A 14,399-nucleotide genomic window follows, 5' to 3' on the forward strand; every position below is an offset into this window, starting at 1 on the left:
GGCTTGGCCCATCCTGGACGAGGCCATTCAGTGCTACCACGGCGACCTCGAGTATCGCGACATGCTCGGTTGCCTGTACGAGTTTGGCCAGGGCGAGATCGACGCCGAGGTCGCCGAGAAGCTTGCGCTGCGCCTTAAGTTCGACGCCGAGAACGGCAAGGGCAGCTATCTCAAGGCCCGTTCGAGCGAGATTTGCGAAATGCTTGTTAAACGTTTTGGCCTGGATCTCTCCAAAAAGAAGAAGCGTGCTAGCGTTAAAAAATCTGACGACGCCGAAGACGAGGAGTAACAGATTATGGCGCACGATGTAGTCCTGATTCCCGGTGACGGTATCGGTCCCGAGATTACGCAGGCCATGCGCCGCGTGGTCGAGGCCACCGGTGTCCAGATCAACTGGAACGTCCAGGAGGCAGGTGCCGGCGTCATGGACGAGTTTGGCACGCCGCTGCCCCAGCACGTGCTCGATGCGGTCGCCGAGACCAAGGTTGCCATCAAGGGCCCCATCACCACGCCGGTCGGCACGGGTTTCCGCAGCGTTAACGTGGCCCTGCGCAAGCACTTCGACCTGTACGCCTGCGTGCGCCCCTGCCTGTCGCAGCCGGGCGACGGCTCGCGCTTCCGCGACGTCGACCTGGTCATCGTGCGTGAGAACACCGAGGACCTCTACGCCGGGATCGAGTTCGATGAGGGCGCTGCCGAGGTCGAGGAGCTCTCACAGCTTGTCGAGCGCTCGGGTCAGAAGACCTTCGCCGCCGATTCCGCCATCTCAATTAAGCCCATCTCCATCGCCAAGAGCCGCCGCATTGTGGAGTACGCCTTTGAGTACGCCCGCCGCTGCGGCCGTAAAAAGGTGACGGCCGTGCACAAGGCCAACATTATGAAGGCGACCGATGGCCTGTTCCTGCGCGTTGCGCGCGAGGTGGCCGCCAACTATCCCGATATTGAGTTCAACGACAAGATCGTCGACGCCACCTGCATGGGCCTGGTCCAGAACCCCAACGACTTCGATGTCCTGGTGCTGCCCAACCTGTACGGCGATATCGTCAGCGACCTGTGCGCCGGCCTGGTAGGTGGCCTGGGTATGGCCCCCGGCTCCAACATCGGTGCCGACTGCGCCATCTTCGAGGCAACGCACGGCTCCGCGCCCGATATCGCCGGTCAGGATATCGCTAACCCCACGGCCGAGATCCTCTCTGCTGCGATGATGCTCGATCACCTGGGCGAGAACGACGCTGCCAATCGTATCCGTGCCGCCGTATCTGCCACGCTCGACGAGGGCGAGCAGGTTACCGGTGACGTGCGTCGTGCCCAGACCGGCTCCGTCGAGGGCGCCGTGGGCACACAGGCCTTTGCCGATGCCGTTATCGCGCACCTGGCCTAAGGTATGCACGCTGCAAACGCCTAAATAGTACTTAAGTGTTTGCGTATAACCTAAGAATCAATACGCCCGGCACTCTGTCGGGCGTATTCTATTGAAGACTATGTTTCCTAACAAGGAGTAACCGATATGGGTCTGATTCAAAAGAAGGACGAGAAGGACGAGATCGACGGCATCCAGATCATCGAGCGCGGCGAAGGCCCCGACGGTGACGAGGACGAGAAGATCGACCTGGTCACCGGTACGTCTGCCGAGCACATTGCTGCCGGTACGACGGCCGAGGAGGAGGACGCCCGTCTGGAGGCTCAGATTGCCGCGGATGCCGCTGACGAGGATCTGATGCCCGAGGAGCAGGACGAGGACGACGACTCCGACGTGGATGACCACACTTGCAAGCACAAGAAGACGATGATTGCCGCCTTTGTGGTTGCAGTCGTGATTGCTGCCGTGATTGGCTTCTTTATTGGCAATGGTGGTTTTGGCGGCAAGGGTGTCGGCTCGTCGACCCTGACCGAGGACCAGCTCGATTCGACCGTGGCAAGCTACAGCTACAACGGCAAGAAGAGTGACATCACCGCGCGCGAGGCCATCGAGAGCCAGTACAGCCTCGACACCGTCAAGGATGGCGATGGCAACTACACCGCTCCCTCTGCCGACGTCATCCTGTCCTACGTGCGCAACAAGATCCTGCTCGACGCTGCCGAGGACGAGGGCATCACCGTCTCTTCTAAGGAGATGAAGAAGTACGCCGAGGATTCCATCGGCACCTCCGACTACAAGACCATGGCCACGCAGTATGGCGTGTCCAAGGACCAGGCCAAGCAGATCGTCCGTCAGTCCGCGACGCTGCAGAAGCTCTACAAGAAGAAGGTGGGCGATAGCTCCGCAAGCATGCCGACCGCCCCGACCGAGCCTGCTGACGGCAACGAGGAGACCGCGAGCAAGGACTACGCCGATTACATCATCAAACTTGCCGGCGACGAGTGGGATAGCGAAAAGGGCACCTGGAAGGACGCCGATAGCACCTACGCTAAGGCCTTCGCTGACGATGCCTTTACGGCCGATAGCGCTACCTACAAGCAGGCCATGACCGCCTATTACACCGCCTACCAGCAGTACTCTTCGCAGGCTTCGAGCGCCAGCTCCAAGTGGACCGAGTATGCTAACGGCCTGTATGCCAAGGCCAACATCAGCATCTACGGCCTGTTTGCGTAAGGTTTGCCTGCACTACTGTGCGCTAGCCGATCTGCCTGATTTAGCCCGCTAGAACGGACAACGTTCTAGCGGGCTTTTTGCTGCCGAAACCACTGGAGTAGGCCTCGCGCCCGCGCAAGCGCTCCATTGTGTTTCCCTAATTCATCTGGGAAAACGACTGCAAACGATTGCAAGTAACCGGTGAACGGTCGAAAACTACCGTTCACCGATAATCTCAAAACTGGTTCTAACTGGTATTAAGTCAAAAAGACCAATTCACATATCTTCACAATGACCTGCAATTTTTCTACACGCTATTTTTAGCCGCCCTGCGTTGTTTAGACACAGGAAAAGATCCGATCTTTTGCCAAAGCATTTCGGAACGGTTTCAAAACCGCAGGTAGAAGTGTTAACGACCGGTAAACGGTCGATTTATCACCGTGAGCGGTGCAAAAACGTTTTACCGTATGAATCAACGAAAGCGACCTCTTCTGGGGTGATATAGTGACAACAACACGTCACGTGGTTACTACCAGTTTAGAAACCACTGGTCTTCAAAGTACGCTTTCTAAGAAGCTTTAAGGGCGAGCGCCCGCTGGCTTCCGAAAATCATCGGACTCAGATCGTACACACCTTCGGAAGGGAAATTTGAATGGTTGGCTTTATTCTTACCGGTCATGGACAGTTCGCACCCGGCCTCGCAAGCGCTATCGCTATGGTTGCTGGCGACCAGCCCGCTTTTACCGTCGTTCCTTTTGAGGGCGACCAGGCTGCTTCCTACGGTGAGGATCTCCGCGCCGCTATTACCGCCATGCGCGAGGAGTGCGATGGCGTGCTCGTCTTTACCGACCTGCTTGGTGGCACCCCGTTCAACCAGGCGATGATGATTGCCCAGGATGTCGACAACGTCGAGGTTCTGACCGGCACCAACCTTCCCATGGTTATTGAGCTTCTGTTCCTCCGCGGCAACGCCACGCTCGCCGAGCTTGGCGAGCAGGCCGTGACCGTTGGCCAGACGGGCATCACCGCCCAGACGGTCGCATCCGTTGCCGGCTCCGACGAAGAGGATATCTTCGGCGACGAGGACGGCATCTAATGGCCGATTTCGGAGCCAACGTCCTGAGCTCCTCGGTCGCCCTTTTAGGCCTGCTTGTCATCATGGGCTTGATTTACACCATCTGGTCGCAAATCAACATGAAGAAGAAGCAGAAGTACTTCAAGGAGCTGCACACCGAGCTCAAGCCGGGTCAAGAGGTTCTTTTCGCCGGCGGTATCTACGGAACCGTCAAAGGCATCGAAGGCGAGAAGGTCCAGATCAAAGTCCGATCCGGAGCCGTCGTAGATGTTTCGCGTTACGCGATTCAGGAGATCAAGTAACTGTCGTCAGCAAATAACGAAAGGAAGCTGATCAACATGGCAGAACCCAACATTCTTCTTACCCGCATCGATAACCGACTGGTTCATGGTCAGGTTGCCACCCAGTGGAACTCCACCCTGGGCTCCAACCTCATCCTCGTCGCCAACGACGACGTGGCGTCCAACACCATGCGCCAGAACCTCATGAAGATGGCCGCTCCCGCCGGCGTCGCTACGCGTTTCTTCTCTCTGCAGAAGACCATCGACGTCATTGGCAAGGCGAGCCCGCGCCAGAAGATCTTCATCGTGGCCGAAACACCGGAAGACGTGCTTACGCTCGTCAAGGGCGGTGTGCCTATAAAGAAGGTAAACATCGGCAACATGCACATGTCGGAAGGAAAGCGCCAAGTCGCCACCTCCGTCGCAGTTAACGACGAGGATGTCGCTGCGTTTAAAGAGCTGCAGGAATTGGGGGTGGAGTTGGAGATCAGGCGCGTTCCGAGCACGCCTGTTGAGGACACGAGCAAGCTCTTCTCGTAATCCTCGTGATCCACGTTGTCAGGAGTGAAACCCTGACGTTCTGTACGTGAAATCCAAAGTGCGTACATACATTTTGAAAGGAGGAGCAAGATGGAATACTCGATCATCCAGATCGCTCTGGTCTTCGTCGTCACGTTCATCGCGGCAATCGACCAGTTTGACTTCCTCGAGTCTCTCTATCAGCCCATCGTCACCGGTGCCGTCATCGGTCTTATCCTTGGCGACCTCAACACCGGTCTTCTCGTGGGTGGTACCTATCAGCTCATGACGATCGGCAACATGCCGATCGGAGGCGCTCAGCCGCCTAACGCCGTCATCGGCGGCATCATGGCAGCCATTCTCGCTATCGCCACGGGCCTCGAGCCCAACGCGGCAGTCGGCCTCGCCATTCCGTTCGCTCTGCTTGGCCAGCTTGGCGTTACCCTGGTCTTCACGCTTATGTCCCCGCTTATGTCCACGGCCGATAACATGGCTCACAACGCGGACACCAAGGGCATCGAGCGCCTGAACTACTTCGCCATGGCTCTGCTCGGCCTGATCTTCGCTGTCGTCGTCACCCTGTTCTTCATCGCTGGCGCTACCATTGGTCAGACCATCGCTTCCGCCATCCCGACTTGGCTGCAGACCGGTCTGTCCGCTGCAGGCGGCATGATGCGCTTCGTCGGCTTCGCCGTCCTGCTCAAGGTTATGATGAACCGCGATATGTGGGGCTTCTTCCTCATGGGCTTTGGCCTCGCGCTCATCACCGTTGCCAACGATTCGCTGGCAACCCCTGCTCTGCTCATCCTCGCTCTCATCGGCTTCGGCATCGCTTTCTGGGACTTCCAGCAGCAGACCGAGCTGAAGGGTGCAGCTGTTTCTGACGGAGGTGACTTCGAAGATGGCATCTAATGAGTATGTGATCCCGGAGCACTACGAGGATCTCACTCCTGCTCCGCAGCTCGACCAGAAGACCCTCAACAAGATGGCTTGGCGCTCCTGCTTCCTGCAGGCATCGTTCAACTACGAGCGCATGCAGGCCGCTGGCTGGCTCTACTCCATCATCCCCGGTCTGGAGAAGATCCACACCAACAAGAACGACCTCGCGGCTTCCATGAGCCACAACCTGGAGTTCTTCAACACCCACCCGTTCCTTGTCACCTTTGTTATGGGCATCGTGCTTTCGCTCGAGCAGAACAAGGTTGACATCCCCACGATCCGCGCCGTCCGCGTCGCCGCAATGGGCCCGCTCGGTGGTATCGGTGACGCCCTGTTCTGGCTGACGCTCGTGCCTATCACGGCCGGCATCACCTCCAACATGGCCATCAACGGCAACGCCGCTGCACCGATCATCTTCCTGGTGATCTTCAACGTCGTCCAGTTCGCTCTGCGCTTCTGGCTCATGAACTGGTCCTACAAGCTTGGCACCAGCGCTATTGACGCTCTGACCGCCAACATGCAGGCCTTCACGCGTGCCGCTTCCATCATGGGCGTCTTCGTCGTCGGTTGCCTGGTCGTCACCATGGGTGGCACCCAGATCAACCTTCAGATCCCCAACGGCACCACCCGTGGCCTCTCCGCTACTACCGTGATCGTCTCCGAGAAGGAGGCCGAGAACTTCACCGGTATGGAGGGCATCGATACCGAGACCGCTGAGGCCGGTACCATCGCCATGACCGATAAGGACGGCAACGCCCTCACCGCTTCCGATGCCGACGGCAACGCTGTCGAGTGCGGCGTCACCGATCTGGGCAACGGCATGGAGTCCGTTACCTACGGCACCGTTACCGAGGATCCGGTCAACTTCTCTGTTGCCGACACCCTCAACACCATCGTCCCGAAGCTCGTCCCGCTTATGCTTACGCTGCTGCTTTACTACATGTTCGCTAAGCACAGCTGGACCCCGACCAAGGGCATTCTCCTGCTCTTCGTCCTTGGCATCCTGGGCGCTGGCCCGCTTGGTCTCTGGCCGAGCATCTGGTAAGGCTCTAGCTTGAGGGGTGTGTCCCTACGCGGCTCACACCCCGACCCCTTAAGCCATGTGTATGTTAAAAGCCGCGTGCTCGAAAGAGCGCGCGGCTTTTGTTTTCTTGTTGATTCGGGTGTGGCAGACAGATAATGCATAACACCCTAGGTAGTTAGCCGAATTCGAGCAAAAGGGAGGATAGGATGGCGATCGGAGCGCGTAAGCAACCGCTGTACGATCAGCTGGTCGATATTCTGACCGAAAAGATTGACCATGAATATCGCGCCGGTGACATGATTCCTTCCGAGCGCGAACTTTCGGAGCGCTATGGTCTCTCGCGCACTACGGTACGCCTGGCTCTGCAGGAACTGGAGCGTTTAGGACTGGTGGTTCGGCAGCACGGTCGCGGTACCTTTGTGACCGACCGTTCGGCAAAAGCAACCAATCTTATGCAGTCCTACAGCTTTACCGAGCAGATGCGCGCGATGGGTCGAGAACCCGAGACCACGATTCTCGAGTTTTGCGAGATTGAGGCCGATAAGAATCTGGCCGAGCATATGGGATTGCGCATCGGTGATCGCATTTTTAAGCTCAAGCGCCTTCGTTCTGCCGACAACATGCCCATGATGGTCGAACGCAGCTATCTACCGGTTCGTCAATTTCTGTCCCTAAAGCGACCGCTGCTGGAGCGTAAGCCGCTTTACGATGTGATTGAGCAGGACTTTCAGCAAAAGATTCGCGTGGCCGAAGAGGAGTTCTATGCGAGCATAGCCCGTCCCACCGATGCCCACCTTTTGGGAATTGTCGAGGGCTCGCCTGTGCTCGATTTGGTCAGGACTACGTATAACGAGTCAAACGAGGTAGTGGAGTACACACTCTCGGTTGCTCGTGCCGATCAGTTTAAATACAAGGTTTACCACCAGCGCAGTAACTAGTGCTCGCATCGTTTCCATATGGTGATTCTTTGCATTTAACTGGTTACTACCAGATAACCAACCGAAGTGTATAATTGCACGTCAGAGGATTACTTCTAGAGAGAGGTATTAAAAATGTTCGAGAAGAGTGTCGAGGAGCTCACCGAGCTCGGCGCCCAGATCACCACGGCCGAGATTGCTCAGCAGCCCGAGCTTTGGCGTGATACGCTCAACATCTATCGCGAGAATAAGGAGGCCATCGAGGCCTTCCTGGCCGAGGCTCGCGCTATGGGCGAGGGTCGTCTGTCCGTTGTCTTCACCGGTGCCGGTACGTCCGACTACGTTGGCGATACCTGCGCCCCGTACCTGCGTCACGCTGGCAACACTGATCTCTACGACTTTAAGCCCATCGCCACGACCGACATCGTGAGCGCCCCGCGCGACTTCCTGCGCGCCGAGGATCCCACGCTCGTGGTTTCCTTTGCCCGCTCTGGCAACAGCCCCGAGAGCCTTGCCGCCGTTGCCGTTGCCAAGGAGCTCGTCCACAACGTCAAGTTCCTCAACATCACCTGCGCTCCCGAGGGCAAGCTCGCCGTCGAGTCCGCCGATGATCCCAATGCGCTGACGCTGCTCATCCCGCGCGCCAACGACAAGGGCTTCGCCATGACCGGTTCCTACACCTGCATGACCCTGCTCTCCACCCTTATTTTCGACACTGCCTCTGACGAGCAGAAGGCCGAGTGGGTCGAGACGATTGCCAAGATGGGCGAGGAGGTCATCTCCCGTGAGCCTGAGATCGCCGATTACCTGGCTGGCGACTTCAACCGCGTGACCTACTTGGGTTCTGGCTCCTTTGGTGGCCTTGCCCAGGAGAGCCAGCTCAAGATCCTCGAGCTCGCTCACGGTCTGGTTGCTACTTCCTACGACACCTCCATGGGCTATCGTCACGGACCTAAGTCCTTCGTCGACGATAAGACGCTCGTCTTCGTGTTCGTCAACAACGACGCCTACACCCGTCAGTACGACATCGACATCCTCAACGAGATCGGTGGCGACAAGATCGCTCAGCACACCGTTGCCGTTCAGCAGGATGGCGCTACCGTCTACGAGGGCGAGTCCTTCACCTTTAAGGGCTACGAGGCGCTTCCCGAGGGCTACCTTGCCCTGCCGTTCGTGATGTTTGCCCAGGCTATCAGCCTGCTCAACTCCGTGCGCGTGGGCAACACGCCCGATACGCCGAGCCCCACCGGCACGGTCAACCGCGTGGTCAAGGGCGTGACGATTCACCCCTTCACCGCTTAATCGCGTCCCCCTGTAAGGGCGCCCGTCCGCTCATAACGGCGGGCGGGCGCTTTTTGTTTTTACATGGACCGGGTATAAGCATTACCACAGTCAACTGCTTTAGAAGCAAGGAGTGCATATGAGCACGTACGCAATTAAGGCTGACAAGTTCTTCTTGCCGGCAGGCCCGCAACTGGGCGGCTATCTTATGGTCGAGGATGGCGTTTTTGGCGCCTGGCAGGCCGACGAGCCCTCTTGCGAGATTAAGGACTACACGGGATCGTGGATCGCACCGGGTATGGTCGATACTCACATCCATGGCTTCTATAACCACTCGACTACCGATAACGATCCCGAGGGCATCGATATCAGCTCGACCGAGCTCGCCCGTCGCGGTACCACCAGCTGGCTGCCCACGACGTTCACCGATGGCGTCGAGCAGATCAAGGATGCCTGCGCCGCCATCGCCCAGGCGGACGAGGGCCGCGGCCCCGACTTCTGCGGTGCTCGCATTCAGGGCATCTATCTGGAGGGCCCCTTCTTTACCATGAAGCACGTGGGCGCGCAGAACCCCGCTTATCTTATCGATCCCTCCGAGGAGGTCTTCGATCAGTGGCAGGAGGCTGCGGGCGGTCGCATCGTTAAGAGCGCCATGGCGGCCGAGCGCGACGGTGCCGCTGCTTATGCGGCTGCTCTGAACGCCAAGGGTGTGGTGACCAGCATCGGTCACTCCGACGCCACCTACGATGAGTGCATCGCCGCCATCAACGCCGGTGCCAGCTGCTTTACGCATACCTATAACGGCCAGCGCGGGCTGCATCACCGTGAGCCCGGTGTCGTGGGCGCTGCCATGTCCACGCCCGAGACCTACGCCGAGATCATCTGTGACGGCAAGCACGTAAACCCTGCCGCCATCAAGGCGCTGCTGCAGGCAAAGGGCTGGCAGCACACGGTGCTCATCACCGACTGTCTGGGTTGCGGCGGCATGCCCGAGGGCAGCTACACCAGTGGTGGCATGGATGTCATCATGAAGGACAACCTGTGCTGGCTCGCCGACGGCAAGAGCATTGCCGGCTCGGTGCTCACGCTTGCCCAGGGCGTCAAGAACATCGTCGACTGGGGCATCGCCAGCGCCGATATCGCCATTCGCATGGCAACCGAGGTGCCGGCACGCTCCGCGCACATCGAGGATAAGTGCGGCAGCATCATGCCGGGTCGCGACGCCGACTTTGTCGTGTTCGACCATGAGCTTACCCTCGTCGAGACGTATGTTGGCGGCCAGAGCGTCGGCAACGCCTTTACCGAGTAACGATAGAAAAAGACGGCGGGCCCGAATCTACTCGGACCCGCCGTATGGGTTAAACGCTCAAAAGCACCTTCACAGTTACAGCTTGTTAGCGATCTTCTTTGCCGTGCGCTTAACGCCGGCCACCAGGCCTCCTGCAGGATGCTCCTTCTCGTATGCTAGGCGCTTCTCGCGCTTGGCGTACTCTTCGACGATGATGTCGCCATACTCGTCTTCGATCTTGTCGAAGAAGTCGACGGCGCCCTTAATTTCCTCAGCGGTTGGGTGTCCCTTTTGGACACCGCCGGCGAGTTTGAACGGCCCCCACGTATCAAAGCCGGGGCAGCCGTAGACACCCATAAAGATGGCCTGCCTCATGCGGCAGATGCCATCGATATCCTTGCCGTACCATTTGTTCTTGCCACCGTAGGTCATAAGGCCAAACACCTTGTCCTGCGGCTGCAGCACGTTCGTGAGCACGCGTGCCATGTCCTTGTCGATCTCGGAGTAATAGATGCCCGTGGCGACACCAATCAGATGATATTCGTGCAGGTCGGGGTACTCGTTTTTACCGAGCGCCTTGACGTCGAGGGTATCGATCTCGGGGTGCGCCTCGACGATGGCGTCCACGAGCTTTTTCGTATTGCCGTGATGGCGCGAGGCGTAGAGGATGATGGTTCGCATAAGAAGGCCTTTCAGCTGTAATTGCATCAATGTCTGTATGGTACCCCGTTACATGGCTGGGATACCGGACGCATCGATGAACGTGCGGGTTTGTCCTTTGGTCAGGGCCGAGACGGGTTCTTGCGAGCAAAAAGCAGTTGTTCGAAAGGATGGACAATGGAATACGCTCTCTCCAACGATTCGATTTCTATCAAGGTCTCCACGGCCGGTGGTTCGTTTACCTCGATTGAGGCTGGAGGTCGCGAGTACTTGTGGCAGGGCGATCCCGCCGTGTGGTCCGGCCAGGCACCGATTTGCTTCCCGATTTGCGGAGGTTTGCGCGATAACAGCGCCATGACGTTTGCCGGACATCATGTGAAGCTCGCCCGCCATGGGTTTGCGCGCAAACAGGAGTGGAAGCTGCTGAGCCAGAGCGAGAACGAGCTGGCGATGTGCCTGGCTTCGGAGGATAACGCCGCGCTGCTGAGCGATTATCCGTATCCGTTTAAGCTTGTCGCCCGCTATACGCTCGAGGACGCCGCCGTGCGCGTCTCCTATGAGGTTACCAACGAGGGCACCGAGGACATGCCTTTCTTTATCGGTGGACACCCCGGCTTTAGGTGCCCGCTCGATGAGGGCGAGGCCTATACGGACTACGAGTTGCGTTTTGAGAAAGACGAGGCTGCTGAGCTTTGCACTGCCGTCCCCTCGACTGGCTTGATTGACGTGACCAACCGCTCCAAGAACCCCATGGTGGGAAAGACGCTGCCTCTGTCACATGAGCTCTTCGATTTTGCGGAGACCATCTTTGACGTGCTCGAGAGCCGTCAGGTCACGCTTTCCAAAAAGGGCGAGGACAAGGGTGTTCGCCTGAGCTTTGAGGGCTTCCCGTACCTCATTGTGTGGAGCAAGCCCGAGGGTGATTTTGTGGCAGTTGAGCCCTGGGGCGGTCTTTCGACCTGCTCCGATGAGGACGACGTGCTTGAGCACAAGCGCGGCTGCCTTGTCGCCAAGCCCAAGGAGACCGTCGTTCGCTCGTTCACGATTGAGATTCTGTAATTCCGTTTTGTCGACTCGTATCGCGAGGCACAAGGAGCCTGCGAGATAAGGAGCTAAAAATGATCCTCACCGTTACGATGAACCCGTCTGTCGATACGCGCTATCAGCTCGATGAGCTCGTCATCGACGACGTCAACCGTGTGACGCCCGAAAAGACCGCCGGCGGCAAGGGCCTCAACGTGGCCCGTGTACTGGGTCAGCTGGGCGACGACGTTGTGGCAACCGGTCTGCTCGGCGGCCACATGGGCGCCTACATGGCCGAGCTCATGGATGCCAACGGCATTAAGAATGATTTTGTACCCATCAAGGGCGAGACTCGCATTTGCCTCAACATCCTCCACGCCGGCAACCAGACCGAGCTGCTCGAGAGCGGTCCGACGATTGCCCCTGAGGAGCTCGATGCCTTTACCGCCAAGTTTACCGAGCTTGCGAGCAAGGCCGATGTCGTTACCATCTCGGGTTCGCTGCCCCGCGGCGTCGAGGCGGACTACTACGCCAAGATCACGGGCATTGCCGAGAACGCCGGCGCCAAGGTGCTGCTCGATACCTCGGGTGCTTCGCTCGAGGCCGCCCTTAAGTCCGAAATTAAGCCCGAGCTGGTCAAGCCTAACCTGACCGAGATCAACGGCCTTCTGGGTACGAGCTTTACCACCGACGATGTGGATGAGCTCCGCGCCGCGCTCGCCTCTGACGCCCGCTTCTCCGATATCCCCTGGGTCGTCGTATCCATGGGCGCTGCCGGCTCCGTTGGTTTCCATAACGGCCGTGCGTTCCGCGCCAAGACGCCCGACATCCCTGCCGTTAACGCTACGGGCTCTGGCGATTCGACCATTGCCGGCTTCGCACATGCGATTGCTGCCGGAGCCGACGACGAGACGGTGCTGCGTACCGCCAACACCTGCGGCAAGCTCAATGCCATGGATCCCATGACTGGCCACTTGGTTATGGATCGTTGGGACGAGGTTTACAACGGCGTTGTCGTGACCGAGCTGTAGGAGCTTGTGCTGCGGCCCCGGCATCGGTTGCTAGCTCATGTCGACGACAAGTGCAGTAGCATTATGCCGGGGCGCGACGCCGACACTGTCGTGTTCAATCCCGACCTTACCCTGGTCGAGACGCATGTGGGTGGCAACAGCGTCGGTAATGCGTTTGCCGAGTAGCCGCCAAAGAAACGATCCGAGAGGGGATTTAGATGATTTACGGTGCATTGGGCGATATCGAGGAGTACCGTGGAATGCTCAAGGGCCTCGACGTGCTGATCGATTGGCTCGAGGAGAACGATCCGGCGAAGCTCGAGGTCGGCAGCCATCCGATTCTGGGCGACAAGGTCTTTGCGAACGTCATGGCTCCCACGACGCGTCCCGAAGCCGAGGCTCACTATGAGACGCATCAGCGCTATCACGACCTGCAGATCGACGTCGAGGGTCGCGAGGCCTTTAAGGTTGCCACGGGCAGCCTGACGCTGGTTCAGGAGTTTGACGAGAAGGACGACTACGATCTGGTCGATTCCGACGCCTCGATCGCCGGCGATCTTGCCGACGACAAGTTTGCGCTGTTTGTTGCCGGCGAGCCTCACATGCCCACGCTCGAGTTTCCGGGCGATGGCGCGCAGCCGGTCAAGAAGATCTGCTTTAAGCTGCTTGCAGACGCTTACTGGGAGGAGTAGCGCGCTACTCGTGAGCTAGCGTGGTTCCCCTTGGGGAGCGCGTTTGAGCCCCGCTGATCGCGATTCCTTTGAGGATTGCGGTTGGCGGGGCTTTTTGTTGAGTAGGGGAGTTTCTGGCGGCGTTGTGCTTGGATTGGCGGATATGCGCCCGAAATTGGCAACAAAAAAGCCGCCCGAAGGCGGCTATCATGTGCAATGGAGCCAGCGACCGGGCTCGAACCGGTGACCCCCGCTTTACGAGAGCGGTGCTCTACCAACTGAGCTACGCTGGCGGCCATGTGGTGACGCAACTGAGGCGTCAACGGCTGTCTATGATACGGGACATCGCACATCCGCGCAAGTGTTCTGACGGCTTTTCTCACTTTAAATGCACTAATATTGGAGACGTGATGTCTTGCTCTTACGGGTCTCAAGCAGAATGGGGCAGTGATGGCTCAACCCAAGATCCTTCTCACGCGTATCGATGACCGTTTCATTTACGGGCAAGACGTTGAGCTGTGGAACGAAGCCGTGGGTTCCAACCTTGTCTTAATCGTCAACGATGAGATCGCGGCGGACGCTCGCAAGTGGGCCCCCATGAGGGTGGCGACGCCCGATGGCGTCTGGACACGGTTCTTCTCGGTGCAAAGGACCATCGACATCATTCATACCGCAACGCCGCGCCAGTTGATTCTGATCATGGTGGCCTCACCTGCCGATGCGCTCGCGCTGGTTAAGGGCGGTGTGCCAATAACCAAGATCAGCATAGGTTACATGCGGACAGGGGAGGGCAAGCACCTCATAACGCCTGCCGTTGCCGTAGACGACGCAGATGTCGCCGCCTTTAAAGAGCTACAAGAGCTCGACATAGAGCTAGAAATCCGCTATCTCCCCAGTTCCACCCCCGACCCCATCGGCAATCTGTTCAACTGATCCCTTGGGGACGGAGGGAAAGGGATCATTTTGCCTTCGTAGGGGGTCTGTGTGGCGCCGTCTGCCAAAACTATGCCGGTTTACTACGACGAATTGCTTATCGCCGAGCATGCCAAATTTGCAGAGAATAAAACCGACGCTCCTATAAGTTGTCAAGAGGCAGTTTGCGGGAGCGCTCCCTTCAATTCGCACAGGAGCTCGTAATA

General features: G+C 58.3%; 15 protein-coding genes, 1 tRNA gene and 1 pseudogene. 15 read left to right on the top strand and 2 right to left on the bottom strand.

Going from position 1 to position 14,399, the window contains the following annotated elements:
• The 11 genes and pseudogenes from ABHR75_RS07925 to nagA all read left to right on the top strand — a co-directional run.
• Positions 1-289 (top strand): annotated as a pseudogene (locus ABHR75_RS07925) (hypothetical protein); the annotation flags it as partial.
• Positions 290-295: 6 nt separating this feature from the next.
• Entirely contained in the window at positions 296-1,381 is a 1,086-nt protein-coding gene (locus ABHR75_RS07930; RefSeq protein WP_022094615.1) for an isocitrate/isopropylmalate dehydrogenase family protein, read from the top strand.
• 126 nt (positions 1,382-1,507) lie between these two features.
• Positions 1,508-2,593: a hypothetical protein gene (locus tag ABHR75_RS07935; RefSeq protein WP_346964051.1), complete on the top strand. Its 1,086-nt coding sequence runs from the start codon at positions 1,508-1,510 to the stop codon at positions 2,591-2,593.
• A 631-nt stretch (positions 2,594-3,224) separates the two neighbouring features.
• Positions 3,225-3,668 carry a PTS sugar transporter subunit IIA gene (locus tag ABHR75_RS07940; RefSeq protein WP_022094613.1) on the top strand — a complete coding sequence of 148 codons (444 nt, stop codon included), beginning with the start codon at positions 3,225-3,227 and terminating at the stop codon, positions 3,666-3,668.
• Positions 3,668-3,949, top strand: a complete 282-nt coding sequence (gene yajC / locus ABHR75_RS07945; protein WP_022094612.1) for a preprotein translocase subunit YajC — start codon at positions 3,668-3,670, stop codon at positions 3,947-3,949. Before ABHR75_RS07940 ends, yajC begins: the two co-directional genes overlap by 1 nt.
• Before the next feature lie 36 nt (positions 3,950-3,985).
• On the top strand, positions 3,986-4,468 hold the full coding sequence (gene agaV / locus ABHR75_RS07950) for a PTS N-acetylgalactosamine transporter subunit IIB (RefSeq protein WP_022094611.1): 483 nt from the start codon (positions 3,986-3,988) through the stop codon (positions 4,466-4,468).
• 90 nt (positions 4,469-4,558) lie between these two features.
• Entirely contained in the window at positions 4,559-5,359 is an 801-nt protein-coding gene (locus ABHR75_RS07955; RefSeq protein ID WP_022094610.1) for a PTS mannose/fructose/sorbose/N-acetylgalactosamine transporter subunit IIC, read from the top strand.
• Positions 5,349-6,431 carry a PTS system mannose/fructose/sorbose family transporter subunit IID gene (locus tag ABHR75_RS07960; protein WP_055251210.1) on the top strand — a complete coding sequence of 361 codons (1,083 nt, stop codon included), beginning with the start codon at positions 5,349-5,351 and terminating at the stop codon, positions 6,429-6,431. The genes ABHR75_RS07955 and ABHR75_RS07960 overlap by 11 nt, the downstream gene beginning before the upstream one ends.
• A gap of 185 nt (positions 6,432-6,616) precedes the next feature.
• Positions 6,617-7,348 carry a GntR family transcriptional regulator gene (locus ABHR75_RS07965; RefSeq protein ID WP_346964052.1) on the top strand — a complete coding sequence of 244 codons (732 nt, stop codon included), beginning with the start codon at positions 6,617-6,619 and terminating at the stop codon, positions 7,346-7,348.
• A gap of 114 nt (positions 7,349-7,462) precedes the next feature.
• Entirely contained in the window at positions 7,463-8,629 is a 1,167-nt protein-coding gene (locus ABHR75_RS07970; RefSeq protein ID WP_138374503.1) for an AgaS family sugar isomerase, read from the top strand.
• Between the two features lie 118 nt (positions 8,630-8,747).
• Positions 8,748-9,917 carry an N-acetylglucosamine-6-phosphate deacetylase gene (gene nagA / locus ABHR75_RS07975; RefSeq protein WP_022094606.1) on the top strand — a complete coding sequence of 390 codons (1,170 nt, stop codon included), beginning with the start codon at positions 8,748-8,750 and terminating at the stop codon, positions 9,915-9,917.
• A 75-nt stretch (positions 9,918-9,992) separates the two neighbouring features.
• Here the strand turns inward: nagA and ABHR75_RS07980 are convergent, their stop codons facing one another.
• On the bottom strand, positions 9,993-10,577 hold the full coding sequence (locus ABHR75_RS07980) for a flavodoxin domain-containing protein (RefSeq protein ID WP_055310431.1): 585 nt from the start codon (positions 10,575-10,577) through the stop codon (positions 9,993-9,995).
• Positions 10,578-10,733: 156 nt separating this feature from the next.
• Here ABHR75_RS07980 and ABHR75_RS07985 point away from each other — a divergent pair, with 156 nt between their 5' ends.
• The 3 genes from ABHR75_RS07985 to ABHR75_RS07995 all read left to right on the top strand — a co-directional run bounded on the left by ABHR75_RS07985 (position 10,734) and on the right by ABHR75_RS07995 (position 13,281).
• Positions 10,734-11,615 carry an aldose 1-epimerase family protein gene (locus ABHR75_RS07985; protein ID WP_196025661.1) on the top strand — a complete coding sequence of 294 codons (882 nt, stop codon included), beginning with the start codon at positions 10,734-10,736 and terminating at the stop codon, positions 11,613-11,615.
• Positions 11,616-11,674: 59 nt separating this feature from the next.
• Positions 11,675-12,610 carry a hexose kinase gene (locus tag ABHR75_RS07990; RefSeq protein WP_346964053.1) on the top strand — a complete coding sequence of 312 codons (936 nt, stop codon included), beginning with the start codon at positions 11,675-11,677 and terminating at the stop codon, positions 12,608-12,610.
• Between the two features lie 197 nt (positions 12,611-12,807).
• A complete protein-coding gene (locus tag ABHR75_RS07995; protein ID WP_117629886.1) occupies positions 12,808-13,281 on the top strand; it encodes a NanQ anomerase/TabA/YiaL family protein in 474 nt (157 codons plus the stop codon).
• A gap of 196 nt (positions 13,282-13,477) precedes the next feature.
• Here the strand turns inward: ABHR75_RS07995 and ABHR75_RS08000 are convergent.
• A tRNA-Thr gene (locus ABHR75_RS08000) sits at positions 13,478-13,553 on the bottom strand.
• A gap of 157 nt (positions 13,554-13,710) precedes the next feature.
• On the opposite strand from ABHR75_RS08000, the gene ABHR75_RS08005 reads away from it, so the two are divergent.
• Complete coding sequence (locus ABHR75_RS08005; RefSeq protein WP_346964054.1) at positions 13,711-14,193, top strand: PTS sugar transporter subunit IIB; 483 nt, start codon at positions 13,711-13,713, stop codon at positions 14,191-14,193.
• Positions 14,194-14,399 lie beyond the last annotated feature (206 nt).

Origin of the sequence: Collinsella aerofaciens (genome assembly GCF_039752955.1) — a bacterium.
Classification (GTDB): Bacteria; Actinomycetota; Coriobacteriia; order Coriobacteriales; family Coriobacteriaceae; genus Collinsella; species Collinsella aerofaciens_BI.